The organism is Pseudomonas sp. QD4 (genome assembly GCF_049199125.1).
Taxonomy (GTDB): Bacteria; Pseudomonadota; Gammaproteobacteria; order Pseudomonadales; family Pseudomonadaceae; genus Aquipseudomonas.
In genome coordinates, this window is sequence record NZ_JBLZOM010000004.1 from 515,003 (window position 1) to 532,139 (window position 17,137).

The 17,137-nt window shown below is 64.1% G+C and carries 16 protein-coding genes and 1 pseudogene; 8 read left to right on the forward strand and 9 right to left on the reverse strand.

Annotated features, from left to right (window positions below; all coding sequences use genetic code 11):
- Positions 1-9: 9 nt before the first annotated feature.
- Positions 10-1,410, reverse strand: coding sequence for an MFS transporter (locus ACOZJV_RS25485; RefSeq protein WP_421548785.1), 1,401 nt, complete (start codon positions 1,408-1,410; stop codon positions 10-12).
- 96 nt (positions 1,411-1,506) lie between these two features.
- On the opposite strand from ACOZJV_RS25485, the gene ACOZJV_RS25490 reads away from it, so the two are divergent.
- The 3 genes from ACOZJV_RS25490 to ACOZJV_RS25500 are packed head-to-tail and all read left to right on the forward strand — an operon-like array spanning position 1,507 to position 3,393.
- Positions 1,507-2,391 carry a LysR family transcriptional regulator gene (locus tag ACOZJV_RS25490; protein ID WP_078472479.1) on the forward strand — a complete coding sequence of 295 codons (885 nt, stop codon included), beginning with the start codon at positions 1,507-1,509 and terminating at the stop codon, positions 2,389-2,391.
- A gap of 37 nt (positions 2,392-2,428) precedes the next feature.
- A complete protein-coding gene (locus ACOZJV_RS25495) occupies positions 2,429-2,821 on the forward strand; it encodes a hypothetical protein (protein ID WP_421548786.1) in 393 nt (130 codons plus the stop codon).
- A 23-nt stretch (positions 2,822-2,844) separates the two neighbouring features.
- A complete protein-coding gene (locus tag ACOZJV_RS25500) occupies positions 2,845-3,393 on the forward strand; it encodes a GNAT family N-acetyltransferase (RefSeq protein ID WP_421548787.1) in 549 nt (182 codons plus the stop codon).
- 18 nt (positions 3,394-3,411) lie between these two features.
- Here the strand turns inward: ACOZJV_RS25500 and ACOZJV_RS25505 are convergent, their stop codons facing one another.
- The 3 genes and pseudogenes from ACOZJV_RS25505 to ACOZJV_RS25515 form a co-directional block, all read right to left on the reverse strand.
- Entirely contained in the window at positions 3,412-4,008 is a 597-nt protein-coding gene (locus ACOZJV_RS25505; protein ID WP_421548788.1) for a flavin reductase family protein, read from the reverse strand.
- A gap of 132 nt (positions 4,009-4,140) precedes the next feature.
- Positions 4,141-4,572: a methyl-accepting chemotaxis protein gene (locus ACOZJV_RS25510; protein ID WP_371106533.1), complete on the reverse strand. Its 432-nt coding sequence runs from the start codon at positions 4,570-4,572 to the stop codon at positions 4,141-4,143.
- A gap of 114 nt (positions 4,573-4,686) precedes the next feature.
- Positions 4,687-5,505, reverse strand: a pseudogene (locus ACOZJV_RS25515) (PAS domain-containing protein); the annotation flags it as partial.
- A 166-nt stretch (positions 5,506-5,671) separates the two neighbouring features.
- Here ACOZJV_RS25515 and ACOZJV_RS25520 point away from each other — a divergent pair.
- Positions 5,672-6,181, forward strand: coding sequence for a RidA family protein (locus ACOZJV_RS25520; RefSeq protein WP_421548789.1), 510 nt, complete (start codon positions 5,672-5,674; stop codon positions 6,179-6,181).
- 15 nt (positions 6,182-6,196) lie between these two features.
- On the opposite strand, the gene ACOZJV_RS25525 is transcribed toward ACOZJV_RS25520, so the two are convergent.
- Positions 6,197-6,529 carry a DUF2790 domain-containing protein gene (locus ACOZJV_RS25525; RefSeq protein ID WP_201127960.1) on the reverse strand — a complete coding sequence of 111 codons (333 nt, stop codon included), beginning with the start codon at positions 6,527-6,529 and terminating at the stop codon, positions 6,197-6,199.
- Positions 6,530-6,850: 321 nt separating this feature from the next.
- On the opposite strand from ACOZJV_RS25525, the gene ACOZJV_RS25530 reads away from it, so the two are divergent.
- From ACOZJV_RS25530 to ACOZJV_RS25540, 3 genes are all read left to right on the forward strand, one after another.
- Positions 6,851-8,179, forward strand: coding sequence for an OprD family porin (locus tag ACOZJV_RS25530; RefSeq protein ID WP_201127962.1), 1,329 nt, complete (start codon positions 6,851-6,853; stop codon positions 8,177-8,179).
- A gap of 178 nt (positions 8,180-8,357) precedes the next feature.
- Positions 8,358-8,579, forward strand: coding sequence for a hypothetical protein (locus tag ACOZJV_RS25535; protein ID WP_078472487.1), 222 nt, complete (start codon positions 8,358-8,360; stop codon positions 8,577-8,579).
- A 489-nt stretch (positions 8,580-9,068) separates the two neighbouring features.
- Complete coding sequence (locus ACOZJV_RS25540; RefSeq protein ID WP_421548790.1) at positions 9,069-9,251, forward strand: hypothetical protein; 183 nt, start codon at positions 9,069-9,071, stop codon at positions 9,249-9,251.
- Positions 9,252-9,373: 122 nt separating this feature from the next.
- Here ACOZJV_RS25540 and ACOZJV_RS25545 read toward each other — a convergent pair whose 3' ends face one another.
- The 3 genes from ACOZJV_RS25545 to ACOZJV_RS25555 all read right to left on the reverse strand — a co-directional run bounded on the left by ACOZJV_RS25545 (position 9,374) and on the right by ACOZJV_RS25555 (position 15,110).
- On the reverse strand, positions 9,374-12,520 hold the full coding sequence (locus ACOZJV_RS25545) for a CusA/CzcA family heavy metal efflux RND transporter (protein WP_421548791.1): 3,147 nt from the start codon (positions 12,518-12,520) through the stop codon (positions 9,374-9,376).
- A 25-nt stretch (positions 12,521-12,545) separates the two neighbouring features.
- The gene (locus ACOZJV_RS25550; protein ID WP_421548792.1) at positions 12,546-13,715 is read right to left on the reverse strand and encodes an efflux RND transporter periplasmic adaptor subunit; all 1,170 of its coding nucleotides are present in this window, start codon (positions 13,713-13,715) and stop codon (positions 12,546-12,548) included.
- A 135-nt stretch (positions 13,716-13,850) separates the two neighbouring features.
- Entirely contained in the window at positions 13,851-15,110 is a 1,260-nt protein-coding gene (locus ACOZJV_RS25555) for a TolC family protein (protein ID WP_421548793.1), read from the reverse strand.
- A 406-nt stretch (positions 15,111-15,516) separates the two neighbouring features.
- Between ACOZJV_RS25555 and ACOZJV_RS25560 the strand changes: the two genes are divergently transcribed.
- A complete protein-coding gene (locus ACOZJV_RS25560) occupies positions 15,517-16,191 on the forward strand; it encodes a heavy metal response regulator transcription factor (RefSeq protein ID WP_078472515.1) in 675 nt (224 codons plus the stop codon).
- Positions 16,192-16,206: 15 nt separating this feature from the next.
- Here ACOZJV_RS25560 and ACOZJV_RS25565 read toward each other — a convergent pair whose 3' ends face one another.
- Entirely contained in the window at positions 16,207-17,106 is a 900-nt protein-coding gene (locus ACOZJV_RS25565) for a cation diffusion facilitator family transporter (protein WP_078472492.1), read from the reverse strand.
- Positions 17,107-17,137: the final 31 nt, after the last annotated feature.

The following is a 17,137-nucleotide window of genomic DNA, read 5'->3' on the forward strand; positions in this document are numbered from 1 at the left end:
GCCCCGCGCTCAGTTGCCTTGCGCTGCACCCACGGGCGCAGGCGCTGGCTGCGGACTCAATGCCAGCAGCGCGCCCAGCAATGCCAGCAGCGCACTGACCCCGACCGCCAGTTGCAGGCCGTAGGCCAGGCCGCCGTCGACGCTGACGGTGTTGGCCAGGGACACCAGCAACGCCAGGCCCAGGGCGCCGCCGATCTGCTGGCTGGTGGAGGCCATGCCCGCCGCCACGCCCTGTTCGCCGGCGGCTATCCCCTGCCCGGCCGAGACCCACATTGCGGTCCAGGTCATGCCCTGGCCGATGCTCAGCACGATCACCCCGGGCAACAGGCTCCAGTAACCAGCCCCCGTGGGCAGCGCCAGGTACACCAGGCCGATGCCCAGGGCGCCAGCCAGCAACCCGCTGACCAACGTACTGCGCAGGCCGAACCGCAGCAGCGAGCGCTCGGCCAGCCAGATGCCAAAGGTGCAGACCAGGGTCGAGGGCAAGAACGCCAGGCCGCTGTTCAATACGCTGTAGCCATAGACCTGTTGGAAATACAGGGTCAGGAAGTAGTACTGCACGCCAAAACTGCTCATGAACAACGCGGTCTGGACCATGGCCATGCACAGCGAGCGGTGCCTGAGCAGGCGCAACGGCATCAGCGGATCGCGGCCCCGGTGCTCGATCCAGGCGAACAGCCCGAGCAAGATCAGGGCCAGCCCGAGACAGCCCAGGGTGGCCGGCGCCGTCCAGCCCCACTCCGGCCCCTGGACGATGGCGAACACCAGCAGGGTGCCACCCAGGGTCACGCTCAGCGCGCCGGGCAAATCGAACTGCCGCCCACGGGCGCGTCGCCCATCGGCCGGGATCCAGCGCCGGGCCAGCAAGGCGCAGGCGCCCGCCAGGGGCACGTTGACCAGGAACACCGCTTCCCAGCCCCACCACTGTGTGAGTACACCGCCGAGCAGCGCCCCCAGGGCCAGCCCCGCAGCCGACGCCGCGCTCCACACGGCAAAGGCCCGGTTGCGCGCCGGGCCTTCGGCGTAGTGGCTGTTGATCAGCGCCAGGGTCGCCGGGAACAGCATCGCCCCGCCCACGCCCTGCACCGCCCGCGCCAGCACCAGCAACAGCGCGCTGCCGCCCAGGCCGCCCGCCAGGGACGCCAGGGCATACAGCGCCTGGCCGATGATGTAGAAACGGCGCTTGCCCAAGAGGTCCGATGCACGCCCACCCAGCAGCAGGAAGCCGCCAAACGCCACGCTGTAGGCACTGACCACCCACTGCAACTGCTGCGCAGAAAACCCCAGCTCCTGGCCAATCTCCGGCAAGGCGATAAATACGATGGTGGCGTCCAGGGCGATGATCAGTTGCGCCGTGGCCAGCAGCAACAGCATCCAGCCCGAAGGCTTGGCCGCAGGAGAAGCGGGCATGGGGGAAATCCTTGTGTGGAAAAAGCGGCGGCCAGTGTCATTGATGCGCGTTAAATGATAAATACGCTGCTCACGCTTTCAGTAATGACTTAAATCATGGATCTCAATGCCGTTCGCCTGCTGGTGCGGGTCGCCGAAACCCGCAGTTTCACCCGTGCCGCCGGCGACCTGGGGCTGACCCAGTCCGGGCTGTCCCGGGCTATTTCGCGCCTTGAGCAGCAACTGGGGGTGCGCCTGTTGCAGCGCAATACCCGCAGCGTCAGCCTGACCCCTGATGGCCAGGTGCTGGTGGAACGCGCCGCGCCGCTGCTGGCGGAACTGGCCCACACCGAACACCTGCTGCTGGACCGCCGCGACTCGCCCACCGGGCTGCTGAAAATCAGCACCCCGTCGCTGTTCGGGCGCAAGGTGGTGATGCCGCTGATCGGCCAGCTCACCGCGCGTCACCCCGAGCTGTGCATCGAGGCGGTGATGACCGACCGCCTGGTGGACATCATCGACGAGGGGTTCGATGCGGTATTGCGCACCGGCGAGATCCAGGACCAACGCCTGATCGCCCGCCCGTTGCCGGCCCTGCACTGGGTCACCGTGGCCGCGCCGGACTACCTCGCGCGCCACGGCACCCCGCAGACCCTGGAACAATTGCAGCAGCACAACTGCCTGAGCGTGCGTAACCTGCGCAGCGGGCGGCTGGTGGATTGGCAGTTCATGCAAGGCGGCAAGCTGCGAGAGGTCAGCGTGCCCAGCCGCTTGATCTTCGACATCGGCGATGCCCTGGTGGAAGGCGTGCTGGGCGGCTTCGGCATTGCCCAGGTCATGAGCTTTGCGGTCGACGACGCCTTGGCCGACGGTCGCCTGGTGCCGATCCTCGAAGGGTTTTCCGGGTGCAGCCGTAGCCTGTCGCTGGTCTATCCACCCTCGCGCCAGTGCGCGCCCAAGCTGCAGGCCTTTGCCCGGGCCCTGGGCCTCGCGGCCTGCTGAAACCTCGCTGCACCGTTATTCAACCAAGGAGAGTTCAATGGTCCGCGCCACCCTGATTGCCACCGATGGCCCCTACCTGGAAGCGTGCCTGGAGGTGCAAGGTCAGCGCTTTATCGTCATGGATGAGTTCAGCGTCAGCGCCGAGACCATGCCCCAGGTCGGCGACCGCTTCGACTTCGAGTTCTCGGCCGAGCTGGACGAAAACCAGTCATGGGCGCAGATATTTTCCCCCGAGCACCCACAGCGCCAGGGCCTGGAGCACCTCGATGGCTGGCGTTACCAGGCCTACGGCCGGATCGTCAGCGTCGCCCCGGTGGTGGTCGACTGCGCGGTGCTGCAGGTCGAAGATGTGGTGCGCTCCAGCGACCCGGCACTGATCGGCGAATACGTGGCGTTCACCATCACCCAGCTGGGCGGCTATCTCGCGTGAATCCCCCTCGACAAGGACCTTGCGTGAACAACTTTCCCACCCGCGAAACCCCGCGCCTGCTGCTGCGCGAACTGACGCCACAAGACGCGCCAAGGCTGCTGGAAATGTATGGCGACGCCCAGGCGATGCAATGGCTGGGCAGCGACCCGCTTACCGAGTTGGCCCAGGCCCAGGCGCTGATCGAGACCTTCGCCACCTGGCGCCAGCAAGCCACGCCCGGCACCCGCTGGGGCATCGAATGCCGGCAGAACGGTCAGTTGCTCGGCGACTGCGGTTTGTTCAAATGGAGTCGCGAGTACCGCAGCTGCTTTGTGGACTTCGCCCTGGCCCCCGACGCCAGGGGCCGGGGGGTCATGGGCGAAACCTTACGGACGGTCCTGGCCTGGGGCTTTGCACAGATGCAGTTGAACCGCGTGCAAGCGCTGGTGCACCCGCAGAACCAGGCGAGCCTGCAACTGCTGGAGCGCCTGGGGTTCGAGCAGGAAGGCCGGTTGCGCGAGGCCGGGTACTGGGCGGGCCGGCATCATGACCTGCTGCAACTGTCGCTGCTGCGCCGCGAGTTCAGGCCCTGATCACGGCCTGGAGCGGGCTCACGGCTTCAGCAACTGGCCGTCGAGCGGCGCGCCAATGGTCAGGAAATGGCCACCGGCCACGTGGTGCAAGGTGCGCAGCGCATCATGCCCTTCGAAGTGCCAGCGGCCGTCGCTGAACACCCGCGAGTCAGCCTGGGCGGCAATCACCTCGGCCAGGAACAGGTCGTATTGCTGATGGTTGTGCGGCTCGGGCAACAGCCGGCATTCGAGCCAGGCCACGCACCCTTCCAGCAGCGGCGCCTCGACCTGTTCACCGGCAAAGGTCTGTAGCCCGTAGGCCTGGAATTTATCGCCACCGCCCTGTTGCAGCTCCAGGCCCGAGGTGGAGCCGACGGTCTGCACGATATCGGCCTGGGCCGCGCAGGGCACGTTGAGCACGAAGGTGCCTGCGGCTTCCAGCAGTTGGCGGGTCCAGGTGGACTTGTCGAGCACCACCGCGATTTTCGGCGGCTCGAAATCCAGGGGCATGGCCCAGGCGGCGGCCATGATGTTGCGCTGCCCGTCGTGGGCGGCACTGACCAGTACGGTGGGGCCATGGTTGAGCAGGCGATAGGCCTTGGACAACGGCACCGGACGACGCTGGGATGGGCTCATGCTGGCTCCTTGGGCAAAAGCGCGATTGTAGCGGGATCTGTAATCGGCCTGGGCCAGCCCCCGGGCCCAGGCGATAAAAAACCCGCGTCGGTGCAGGGCCGTACGCGGGTTGGATGGGGCCTGGGCCCGGGCTTAGGTGGAGAGTTGGTTGGCGAACTGCCCGACCGCGCTCACGACTTTTTGCGCGCCGTCCTGAATCTCGACAATCACCGTACCGGCTTCGGCGGCCAGGGCCAGCCCTTGTTCGGCCTGGCTTTGACCTTCGGCCATCAAGGCTACTGCATCGCGGGCCATGTCCTGGTTCTGACGCACCACGGCAACGATTTCTTCGGTGGCCTTGCTGGTGCGCGACGCCAGTTGCCGGACTTCGTCCGCCACCACCGCAAAGCCACGCCCTTGCTCACCGGCCCGCGCCGCTTCGATGGCCGCGTTGAGCGCCAGCAGGTTGGTCTGCTCGGCAATCCCGCTGATGGTCTTGACGATGGTGCCGATCACCAGTGACTGCTCATTCAGTGCCTCGATCCCGTCGCCGGCCTGCTGCATGTGCTTGGCCAGGTCACGCATCACGTTGACTGCCTCGGTCACCACCGTGGTGCCACGCTGGGCACTATTGTCGGTTTGCAGCGAGGTGCTGTAGGCGATGTTGGCGGCTTCGGCGACGGCTATTTCCTGATTGACCTGATCGGTGATCACGGTGGCGAACTTCACCACCTTGTACAGCTTGTTGTTGGCGTCGAGCACCGGGTTGTAGGAGGCCTCGAGCCACACCACGCGACCATGGCTGTCGATCCGCTTGAAGCGCTCGGCAACGAACTCGCCATTGTTCAAGCGCTTCCAGAACGCCTGGTACGCGGCGCTGTTGTACTCCTCCGGCTCACAGAACATGCGGTGATGCTTGCCCTGGATCTGCGCCAGGGTGTAGCCCATGCCCTTGAGGAAGCGCTCGTTGGCCGTCAGCACGTGGCCATTGAGGTCGAACTCGATCACCGCGGTGGAGCGCACCAGGGCGCCGATCAGGTTTTCGTGCTCGCGCGAGGCCTCGATGGTGCGGGTCAGGTCGCTGCAGTAAATCGCGAAATACTTGATCCGCCCGGCCGAGTCACGAATCGGCTGCGAGATGGAGCGCAGCCAGGCTTCCTGGCCATTGCCACGCAACAGGCGCACCGCGCCGGCGAAGTGTTCGCCACGGGTCAACGACACCTTGAAGCGTTTGTGAAACTCATCGCTTCGAACATGCTCCGGCACCAGGTCTTCCAGGGCACGGCCGAGCAGATCGCCACTCTTGTAGAGCATCTCCTGAGCGAAGTTGTGGTTGACCGAGTGAATCCGTCCATCGGCATCCAGGGTGAGAACCATCATCTCGCTTTCGAGGCTTTCCTTGACTTGCTGCAGGCTCGAGAGTTCTTCGCGAAGAGCCGACAGCTCTTGCTTCAAGCGTTTGTTGAACATGGGGTGCACCGATGGACTGAAATAAGTGGCAGTTCTGAGCCTAACCATCGGCGCTGAAAGTTTTTTCTGAAGAGCTATAGAGATTTGTCTGACAAAAATACTTTCAAGCGGCGAACCGGCCACACTCTGGAGCCCGGACAGGCCTCTTGCCTGGCATCAGGCAGAGGTTATAGTCGTGCCCGGCACAATCCACGCTGATCGACGGAGTTGAGTAATGGATGATTCACGCAAGGCGCTTTTCGACCAGGCTGCAGCCCGGGTCGGCCACAGTTTCGCAGGGGAGATGCGGATTGGCGGCAACTATGTCTCCACCGTGCAACATGGCGACGAGGTGTACGTCAGTGGCCAGATTCCGCGCATCGACAACACGGTGATGGTGGTCGGCCGGGTTGGTGCCGAGGTCTCCCTGGAGCAGGGACGGCACGCGGCACGGATCTGCACCCTGCGCGCGCTGGCCATTCTCCAGCAAACCCTGGGTGACCTGCAGCGCATCAAGAAGGTATTGCGCATCAACGTCTATGTGCAGAGCGCCGCCGACTTCACCCAACAGAGCGAAGTCGCCGACGCGGCGTCCGACCTGCTGTATTCAGTGTTCGCCGAGGCTGGGGTCCACACCCGCACCTCCCTGGGGGTGTACCAGCTGCCGAAAAATGCATCGGTGGAAGTGGACATGATCGTCGCCCTCGAACCGGCCCTGGCGCCCCACGAAACCACCGAAGATTGAGGCCCGCGCGCGGGGTTAGCTGCCGTTGTTGCGGCACTGGCCCTGCACTTGATATTCGATGGTCCGCAGTTGCCCGGCGGAATCCTCGTAGGTCATGCGCGAGGGCACCAGGCCACAGGACTTGAGCGGCGGGGTCATGCTGACCACCCGGGAAATATCCAGGCTCATGCCATATCGATAGGGCTCGACCTTCGGCACCGACTTGCCCTGCTGTGTGGCGTAGCGCTCCATGGCTTGCTGGTTTGCGTCCATCGCTCGCTGGAAGGTGCGCTCACCGCCGCCCTCGGCCCACGCCACGGATGACAGGCCCAATACCCACGCGGCGATAACTGACTGGATTGCTTTCACGACTGTTTCCTCGTCTGGATGACGCTGGCGAGGATATCCAGCCGACCCTGTCAGGTTGATCTCGGCCTCCTTACATTTCTGTCATCCAGCTCCGCCCTCCAGCACCGGCCCCGAAAACAGCGCGGTTCTGCCAAGCGCACGGGCCGTGCTGCCTGCCGTTCTTGCAAAATTGTAATCCGCCCGTCACTCCGGGGTTATCTGCCGTTTGCAACTATCCGCGCTGGCTCCCCGTGCGGCTTTTGGCGCGGCCACGAGCAGACCAATAAGAACGTCTCTGACGATAAAAAAGTTGATAGCTGCCACCCTTCAGGAGCGAAATTCATGCGTACTCAAACCCGCTTGTCGTTGTCCGTTTTCTGCGCGGCACTGGGGCTTGGCCCGGTGTCGGTCAATGCGGCCGACGACAAGCCCGAAGGCTTTATCGAAGGCAGCAGCCTCAACGTGCTGGCCCGTAACTTCTACTTCAATCGCGATGACCGCAAAGGCCAGTCCAGCCCCACCGGCAACGGTTACTCCGAGGCCTGGGCCCAGGGGCTGATCGGCCGTTTCGAATCCGGCTTTACCCAGGGCACGGTAGGTCTTGGCCTGGATGCATTTGCCATGTACGGCTTCAAGCTCGATTCGGGAGCCGGACGCAGCGGCGGGGGCGGCTCGTTCGGTGTGCTGCCGGTCGACAGCGACAATCGCCCGGCTGACGATTACGCCAAGGTCGGTGGCGCGGCAAAAATGCGCCTGCTGGATACGGTGGTCAGGGTGGGCGACGTGTTCCCGAAAACCCCGGTGGTGCACTACGGAGATTCGCGGCTGCTGCCCGAGAGCTTTCGCGGCGCCACCTTTGAAAACACCAGCCTCGAGGGCCTGACCCTGCAAGGCGGACGACTGCACGCCATGAGCCAGCCCGACAGCAGCGGCATGCGCGATGGCTTCGCGACCTTCTACGCGGGCAAGGTCGATTCGCCGTGGGTCGGTTATTTCGGCGGCGATTACCAGCTCAACCCCAACCTCAGTTTCAGCCTCTACAGCAGCCGCCTGAAAGACGCCTGGGACCAGCACTACTTCGGTACCGCGGCGAACTATCCCCTCACCGAAAACCTGGCGCTGTTCGCCGGTTTCAACTACTACAAGGCGGTCGACGAGGGCAAAAAACGGCTCGGTGAATTCGACAACAACATCTGGAGCGCCAAGGTCGGCGCAACCTATGGCGCCCATACCCTGGCCCTGTCCCACCAGCGCAACAATGGCGATGACGACTTCGACTACCTGCGCCAGTCGGACTCGATTTTCCTCGACAACTCGATCCAGTACAGCGACTTCAACTCGCCCAAGGAACGTTCGTGGATGGTGCGCTACGACCTCGACATGCAGACCTTCGGCATTCCCGGCCTGTCGTTCATGACCCGCTACGGCAAAGGCACCGGCGCCGACTACAGCAACGCCAATTCGGTGTACATGCGTCGCGATGCGGCGGGCGACCCGCTGACCGACCAGCGCCGCTGGGAGCGCGATATCGAAGCCAAGTACGTGGTGCAGGAAGGCAGCCTCAAGGACCTGTCGCTGCGCATCCGCCAGGCGACGATTCGCTCCAGCCGCTTTGAGTCCGACCTCGAGGAATTTCGCCTGATCGTCGAGTACCCGCTGGCGATTCTCTAAGCCTTGCGCCGGGCAGGTTCGGTGCCTGCCCGACGTTAAAACTTCTTCACAGACTCACACCTTTCAGAACTGTAATATCGGCCTCACCTTCTCGTTAGGTTGTGCTCCATATACTCCAGAACAGGTTCAAGCCCGCAGCCTTCCCGCTGTCGGCAGGGCCCTTTACAGGAGTCATAGCATGCAGCCTGCCCAACTGTTTTTGATCGGCCTTCTGGCCACGATCACCACCGCCGCACTGGCCGCTGATGGCAGCGAACGCTCCCAGCTGGCACGGGACAGTTTCCTGCTCGGACAGGAACAGATCCACGGCGACAACAACCAGCAAGTCGCCGCCAGTGGCAGCGAAGACAGACCCGAACCCAGCGCCCCGAAGCCCTCCGCGGCTGACGAAAAAATCTGACGCAGGTTCCCCAGAGCACATTCATCTCTGAAGCGTTTTTGGATGCTCCTTTGGAAAGAGATGAATTTTTAACGCCCCATCAGGGGCGTTTTTTTTTGCCCTCATCTTCCCCGGTTCCTGTAGTCGCTACCGCCAGGCTCGGCGACAGGAAATATCTGCTTATCGGTTACTTCTGTTAACCGGAGGTCTCGGAACTAGGGTGAAGGTTCATGCACCCGTTCTGGAGGGCAAGGGAGTGTTTTTCCAAACCAAGGGGGTATCACCTGCTCAAGGGGCGCCACGCACAAATCGGCCAGGTCTATTCCGTAACGGCCATGACAGAGCAGCGAAACCCCATATTCCGCGACGTTCACCTGGGGCGCCTGGTGGTCGACCAACTGCGCAACCAGGACCAAGCCGGCATACACACTTCCTGGCCTGGGCGGTCATGCCCAACCCCATTCATGGGTTGTTCGAGTTGCAGGCGCGCTCGCTACATCCAGAAGCAGCTTGAGCCTTAATCCAACACCCCACAGCCACTGCCGCGTCTGGCAAAAGGGTTACCACGAACGCGCCGTACGCCAGGACGAAGACCTTAAAACCATCGTCCGCTACATCACCTTCAACCCCGTGCGTGCGGGGCTGGCACGACGGGTCGGCGAATCCCCCCTATGGGATGCCGCCTGGCTCTAACACCATCGCTGTTAACGCTGCCCCGGATAAGCGCCGTGGAGTGCCAGGTGTAACCACGGCGTTTTTGAGGGCCAGCGTCCGAACGCGGCCCGAGCCTTCGGCAGCGGCTACAGCGGCTGCGGTCATGTGGTTGGCTGTTCTTCCTTGCGGTGCGCCCAGTGGTAGAGGGCGGGCAGAACCAGGAGGGTGAGGATGGTCGAGGAGAGGATGCCGCCAATGACCACGGTGGCCAGGGGGCGCTGGACTTCGGCGCCGGTGCCGGTGGCCAGGGCCATGGGGATGAAACCCAGGGACGCCACCAGCGCGGTCATCAGGACCGGGCGCAGGCGGGTCAGTGCGCCTTCGTTGATCGCCAGCGCCAGGGGCCTTCCCTGCTCACGCAGGTTGCGGATAAACGCAATCATCACCAGGCCGTTGAGCATCGCCACGCCGGACAAGGCAATAAAGCCCACCCCGGCCGAGATCGACAGCGGAATGTCCCGCAGCCACAGCGCCATGATCCCGCCCGTAAGGGCAAAGGGAATGCCGGTGAACACCAGCAGGCCGTCCTTGAGGTTGTTGAACATCATGAACAGCAAGCCGAACACCAGCAGCAGCGCCACCGGCACCACCACTTGCAGGCGCTGGGTGGCTTCCTGCAGTTGTTCGAACTGCCCACCCCAACTGGTCCAGTAGCCGGCGGGGACTTTCACTTCTGCGGCAATCCGCAGCGTGGCCTCGTCGACAAAGGAGCCGATATCACGCCCACGCACGTTAGCGCTGACGATCACCAGACGCTTGCCATTTTCGCGGCTGACCTGGTTCGGGCCCAGCACCAGGTCCAGGCTGGCCACCTCCGACAGCGCGACGAAGCCGATCTGCCCGGAATCACTGCCCGCCCGGGCCGGGGTCGGGATCAGCAGCCGCGACAGCCCGTCGATGTCGGTGCGCAAGGCATCCGAGAGGCGCACGACCATGTCGAAGCGCCGATCGCCCTCGTACAGCGTGCCGGCCTGGCGCCCGCCCACGGCCACGGCAATGGTGTCCTGCACGTCGCCGACATTGAGGCCGAAACGCGCAGCCTTGTCGCGATCGATATTGATGGTCAGCACCGGCAGGCCGGTGGTCTGCTCGACCTTGACCTCCGAGGCGCCATCGAGCTTCTGCAAGGTCTCGGCGATCTCGGCGGCAGTGCTGTTGAGCACCGCCATGTCATCGCCAAAGACCTTGACCGCGACATCGCTGCGCACCCCGGAAATCAGCTCGTTGAAACGCAGCTGAATCGGTTGCGACAACTCATACGCACTGCCCGGCACAATTGCGCTGGCACGCTGGATATCCGCGATCAGGGTTTCCCGCGACTTGCCCGGGTCCGGCCATTGCGCCTTGGGCTTGAGCATCAGGTAACTGTCGGAGATGTTCGGTGGCATCGGGTCGGAGGCGATTTCCGCCGTGCCGGTACGGGCGAACACCCGCTCGATTTCCGGCACCTGGGCCATCAGGGTCTGCTCCAGGCGCTGCTGCATCTCCACCGATTGCGTGAGGCTGGTGCCCGGTACGCGCAAGGCTTGCTGAGCGAAGTCGCCTTCGCTGAGGCTGGGGATAAACTCACTGCCCATGCGGCTCGCCACCAGGCCGGACCCAACCAGAGTCAGCAAGGCCAGGGCAAACGCCAGGGAGCGGTGGCCCATGACCCAATCGAGCACCGGTGCGTAAGCCCGGCGCGCGCTGCGCATGACCAGGTTTTCTTCTTCCTTGACCTTGCCGGTGACAAACAGGGCAATGGCCGCCGGAACGAAGGTCACCGAGAGAATCATCGCCCCCAGCAGCGCAATCACCACGGTGAAAGCCATGGGGTGGAACATTTTTCCGGCGACCCCGGTCAGGGCGAAAATCGGCAGGTACACCACCATGATGATCAACTGGCCGAAAATCAGCGCCCGCCGCGCCTCCTTGGCCGCGGCGAACACTTCATGCAGGCGTTCGGAGCGGGTGAGCATACGGCCGTGGTGGCGCTGGGCATGGGCCAGGCGACGAATGGCGTTCTCGACGATGACCACCGCGCCGTCGACGATAATCCCGAAATCCAGGGCCCCCAGGCTCATCAGGTTGGCACTGACCCGGTTGCTGAACATCCCGGTAAAGGTGAACAGCATCGCCAGCGGGATCACCATCGCGGTAATCAATGCCGCGCGAATATTGCCCAGGAACAGGAACAGAATCACGATCACCAGCAACGCGCCTTCGAAGAGGTTTTTCTTCACCGTGGCGATGGCTTTTTCCACCAGGTTGGTGCGGTCGTACACGGTGACCGCCACCACCCCTGCGGGCAACGAACGGTTGATCTCTTCAAGTTTTTTCGCCACGGCCTGGGACACGGCGCGGCTGTTTTCGCCGATCAGCATAAACACCGTGCCCAGCACCACCTCGCGCCCATTCTCGGTGGCGGCACCGGTGCGCAACTCGCGACCGATCTGGACCTGGGCCACATTGCTCACGCGGATCGGCGTGCCGTCGCTGCTGCTGATCACGATGTTGGCAATGTCGTCGATCGAGGCCAGTTGGCCCGGGGCGCGAATCAGCAACTGTTCGCCGCTGCGCTCGATGTAACCGGCGCCGACGTTGGCGTTATTGCGCTCCAGGGCCGTCACCAGATCGTTCAGGGTCAGGCGGTAGGCGGCCAGGCGCTTGGGGTCGGGGGCGATCTGGTATTCCTTGGCAAAGCCGCCGATGGTGTTGATCTCGGCCACCCCCGGCACGTTGCGCAATTGCGGTTTGATGATCCAGTCCTGGATCACCCGCAGGTCGGTCGGCGTGTACGCTGTCCCGTCGTCCTTGAGCGCGCCCTCCTTGGCCTCCACGGTCCACAGGAAGATTTCCCCAAGCCCGGTGGAGATCGGCCCCATCAGCGCCTCGACGCCCGCCGGCAATTGCTCGCGCGCCACCTGCAGGCGCTCGTTGACCAGTTGCCGAGCGAAGAACAGGTCGGTGCCGTCCTTGAAGATCACCGTCACCTGGGACAACCCCGAGCGCGACAGCGAGCGGGTCTGTTGCAACCCGGGCAGGCCGGCCATGGCGGTCTCGATGGGAAAGGTGATGCGCTGCTCGGTTTCCAGCGGTGAGAACCCGGCCGCCGCCGAGTTGATCTGCACCTGCACGTTGGTGATGTCCGGCACTGCGTCGATCGGCAGTTTCTGATAACTGGCGATGCCCACCCCGGCCATCAGCAGCACCGCCAGCAACACGATGATGCGCTGCTCGATGGCGAATTGAATGATGCGTTCAAACATGTGAAATCACTCTATGAGGGGCCATTCAATGGCTGTGTTCGGCCGAGCCTTTGCCCAGTTCGGACTTGAGGGTGAAGCTGCCGTTGCTGGCCACCTGGGCGCCGGCCGCCAGGCCCTGCTTGATTTCAACCACGCCGTCCTGGCTGGCTCCGGTCACGACCGCCTGAGCCATGAAGCCGTGGTCGACCCGCACGAACACCGAGGGTTGCCCTTCCACGGTCTGAATCGCCGCCTGGGGCACCGTGACCGCCGCCTCATAGCTGTCGGTGGCCACCTGCACCGCGACAAACAGGCCCGGGCGCCAAGTGTCCTGAGGGTTGGCGACGCTGACCCGGACCGTGGCGGTACGGCTCTGCTCGCCGAGCAGGCTGCCGACATAGGCCACCTGGCCCTGCACCTGGGTCCCCAATTCACTGGAACTGACGGTCACCGCCTGGCCGACCCGAACCGTGTCCAGGTCCTTGGGAAACACGCCAAACGTGACCCAGACCCGGGACAGGTCGGACAGGGTGAAAGCGGCGCTGGACTCATTGACCACCTCCCCCAGGCTCAGGTGTTTTTCCACCACCACGGCGTCGAACGGCGCGCGCATTTCATAGCGGTTGCCGCCCACCAACTGGGCGCTGCCGCTCAGGGCGTTCATTTTCTGCCGCGCATTGGCCTGAGCAATCTCGGCCTCTTGCAGCGCCTGGCGGGCCAACAGGTAATCCTGCTCGGCGGCAATCTGCTCGACCCACAATTGGCGCTCGCGCTGGAAGGTGGTGCGGGCCAGTTGCACCCGACGCTCGGCGGCGGCCAGCTCACTGCGCTGATCGGAGATCTGCTGGCTGGCGATCACCGCCAACAGGTCGCCGCGCTTGACCGCCTGGCCCAGATTGACCTGCACCGACTCCACCACGCCGGCAGCACGCGGCACCATGTGCGAGGTGCGGTCCTCGTCGAAGCGCACCTCGCCCGGCAGCGCCAGCAAGGTACTGAGGCGGCGCGGCTGGGCCTCGGCCAGCTCGATGCCGGCGGCTTGAATCTGCTGCGCGCTGAGTTCGAGCAGCCCCTCTTCCTCGGCATGCTCTTCAGGCGCGGGTTCGACACTGGCCGCCGGGGCCTGGCCCTCGGCGCGTTGCTGCAACAGCAGCCCGACCAGGCCCAGCGCTGCGACCAGGCCGAAGGCGATGGCAATGCTTCGTTTGTTGTTCATGGGTGCTCCTGAAAAAACGCTGTGCCGCCGGCGAACAATGCTGCGGCGCCTAAGGTTTGCAGTGATGGAAAACGGCTGGCGGCGCTGCTCCAGGAATTGCGCCAGGGATTGCGCACGCTCAGCGGCAATGGGTTGTCAGCGGCTGCGGTCAAGCAGCGTCAGGTCGCCGTAGATGCGTTCTATGCGCACCCAGGCCTCGGTGGTTTGCGCCAGCGCCATCAGGTATTGGCTGCGGGCCTCGATCAGGGTGCGCTGGGCGTCGAGGACTTCGAGGAAGTTGAACTTGCCCATCTGGAAGCCGCGGGTGGCGCTGTCCACGGCGTTTTGCGCGGCGGGCAGAATCACCCGGTTGAACGACTGCACCTCGTTCTCGGCCGTGGCCCACTGGTCCAGGGCATCGCGGGTTTCACCGCGCAGGCGCAGCTCGGCGGCGTTGCGCAAATCCCGGGCCTGGTCGGCACGGCGCGCGGCCGACAGCACATTGCCCTGGTTGCGGTTGAACAACGGAATCGGCATCGACAGCCCCACCAGGTTGACCCGCTCGCGAGCGCTGGCGTCGTACTGGCTGCCCAGGCTGATATCCAGGTCGGGAATGCGCTGGGACTTTTCCAGGCCCAGGGCCGCTTCCCCCTGCACGATCGCCATCTCGGCCAGGCGCAATTCGACCGTCTGCTCCAGCCGAGCCAGCAACGCGGTGGCGGCCGGCACGCTCGGCAACAACTGGGATGGGGCCTGAACCGCGCTGAACCCCACAGTGGATGCACCACTGACCGTGGCCAGGCGCCGATAGGCGTTGCCCTGATCCATGTGCGCGCGGTTGGACTCCAGGCGCATCTGCGACAGCTGCACCTGCGCCCGTGCCGCTTCCACCGGCGAAGCCTTGCCCGCGGTCACCCGGCCCTGGGCCACGTTCAGGCCGCGCTCGGCCAGGGCCAGGGAACGCTCGGCCAATTGGCTGCGCTCCTGGGCACGCAAGGCTGCATAAAAAGCCTCGATCACCTCAGCGCGCAGCAGATTGCGCCGCCGCTCCAGCTCCAGGTCCACCGCGTCCTGGCCACGGCTGGCGACTTCGATCCGTGCCCCGCGCTTGCCTCCCAGTTCCAGGGTCTGGCTGAGCTTGACGGCCGTGGTGCGCGAATCGCGGCGAGTGTCTTCGGCATCCAGCGCCAGCACCGGGTTGGGGATAAGTCCGGCCTGTTGTCGAGCGCCCTGGGCAATCTCGACGTCCCAGCGCGCCGCGGCCAGCTCCGGGTTGTTGGCGACGGCGGTCTGCAGGGCCTGGTCCAGGCTCAATGCCTCGGCGGCCCGGGCCTGTTCAAGCGCCACGCTGGCCAATAACAAGGCGCCAGACAGGGCCACCAGGCGCCGCAGGGAAATTCTCATGGTGATGGGCATAACCGATTCAGGCCTGTGCACAAGCAGTGTTGCCGCAACGGTTGAAACAGCAGAGACCGGCCAATCATCCAAGGCATTCGCACCGGCCTGCTGAGTCAACACCGCGCCCCGCTCAATCATTAAAAGGGAGGGTATTGAATGCCGGCCAAATGTAGCGTCGGGTACTTATCAACAGGGTGGCGCAAAGATTACAAATCCGTTAGCCAAGGCTCTGGCTCAAGGTTCTGTATTAGTATCCGGTCCCTCAAACAGCGCCGGATCGACGCCTTCCCTGCGGTGTATTTCGCATCCGGAAATACCTCGGCGGCCGATGCTTGATCCCCCACCAAAACCACAACGACCAGGGGTAGGCCGGCATCACGTGTTCGAGTCGCAACTGCCTTTCAACTCCGAGATCTCACTCCGCATGCGCATCCTGGTTATCGAAGACGAACCCAAAACTGCCGATTACCTGCATCAAGGGCTGTCCGAAAGCGGCTATGTCGTGGACTGCGCCAGCAATGGCGCGGACGGTCTGCACCTGACCCTGCAGCACGCCTATGACCTGGTGATTCTCGACGTCAACCTGCCGCTGCTGGATGGCTGGGGCGTGCTGCAACGCATACGCGAAAGCAGCCCCACGCGGATCATGATGCTCACCGCCCTGGGGCGCCTGGCCGACAAGATCAAAGGCCTGGACCTGGGCGCCGATGATTACCTGGTCAAGCCGTTCGAGTTCCCCGAACTGCTGGCCCGGGTCCGCACCCTGATGCGCCGCAGTGAACAGCCACCGGTCCCGGATGTGTTGCGGGTGGCCGACCTGGAGCTGGACCAGGGCCGCCACCGGGCCTTTCGCGGCAAGCAGCGCATCGACCTGACCACCAAGGAGTTCGCCCTGCTGCACCTGCTGATGCGCCAGAGCGGCGTGGTGCTGTCGCGCACGCAGATCATCTCGTTTGTCTGGGACATGAATTTCGATTGCGACACCAACGTGGTCGAGGTGTCGATCCGCCGCCTGCGGGCGAAGATCGACGACCCGTTCGACAGCAAGCTGATCCACACCCTGCGCGGTGTCGGGTACGTGCTTGAGGAACGTGAGTGAGCGACTGTCGGGCGCCTACTCGGGCCCATGGTCGTGCTGATGAAAGCCGCTCTGCTCGACCTGGATGGTCACGTGGGAAATGGCAAAGCGCTCCTGCACCCACTCCGTGACTTCGGCCAGCACCTGTTGTTCGGTGCGCTGCGAGAGATCCACCACCAGGTGCGCACTGAGCACGTTCTTGCCGCTGGTGAGGGCCCAGATGTGCAGATCATGCACGTCACTGACCCCGTCCACGGCGCGAATGCCCTGCTCCACCTGATCGATATCGATGCCGTCGGGCACGCCCTGCAGCAGCACGTTCATGCTCTCCCTGAGCAGGGTCCAGGTGCGCGGCAAGACCCAGAAACCGATGCCAGCCGCTACCAGTGAGTCGACCCAGCCCCAGCCGGTGTAGAGGATCACCAAGGCCGCGACAATCACCCCGAGGGAGCCGAGCATGTCGCTCCAGACCTCCAGGTACGCCCCTTTGACGTTCAGGCTCTGCTCGCTGGAAGACGCCAGCAGGCGCATCGAAATCAGGTTCACCACCAGCCCCAGTACCGCGATCAGCAGCATGCCGATGGACTGGATCTCGGCCGGCGACCGCAACCGCTGCCAGGCCTCGAACAGGATGTAGAACGCCACCACGAACAGCAGGATGGCGTTGAAGGCCGCCGCCAGAATCTCGAAGCGTGCATAACCGAAGGTGCGCTTGCGGTCGGCGGCGCGCTTGGCAACCTGGATCGCCACCAGGGAAATCGCCAGCGCCAGGGTGTCGGTCAACATGTGCGCGGCATCCGACAGCAGCGCCAGGCTGCCAGTGACAAAAGCCCCAATGACCTCGGCCAGCATGAAGCTGGCGGTCAGCCCCAGGGCCATCCACAACGAACGCTCGTGCCCTGCGCGTACTGGTCCGTGACTGTGCCCGGCCCCCATGGCGTTACCTCGTATTCCGCGAAATCGACGG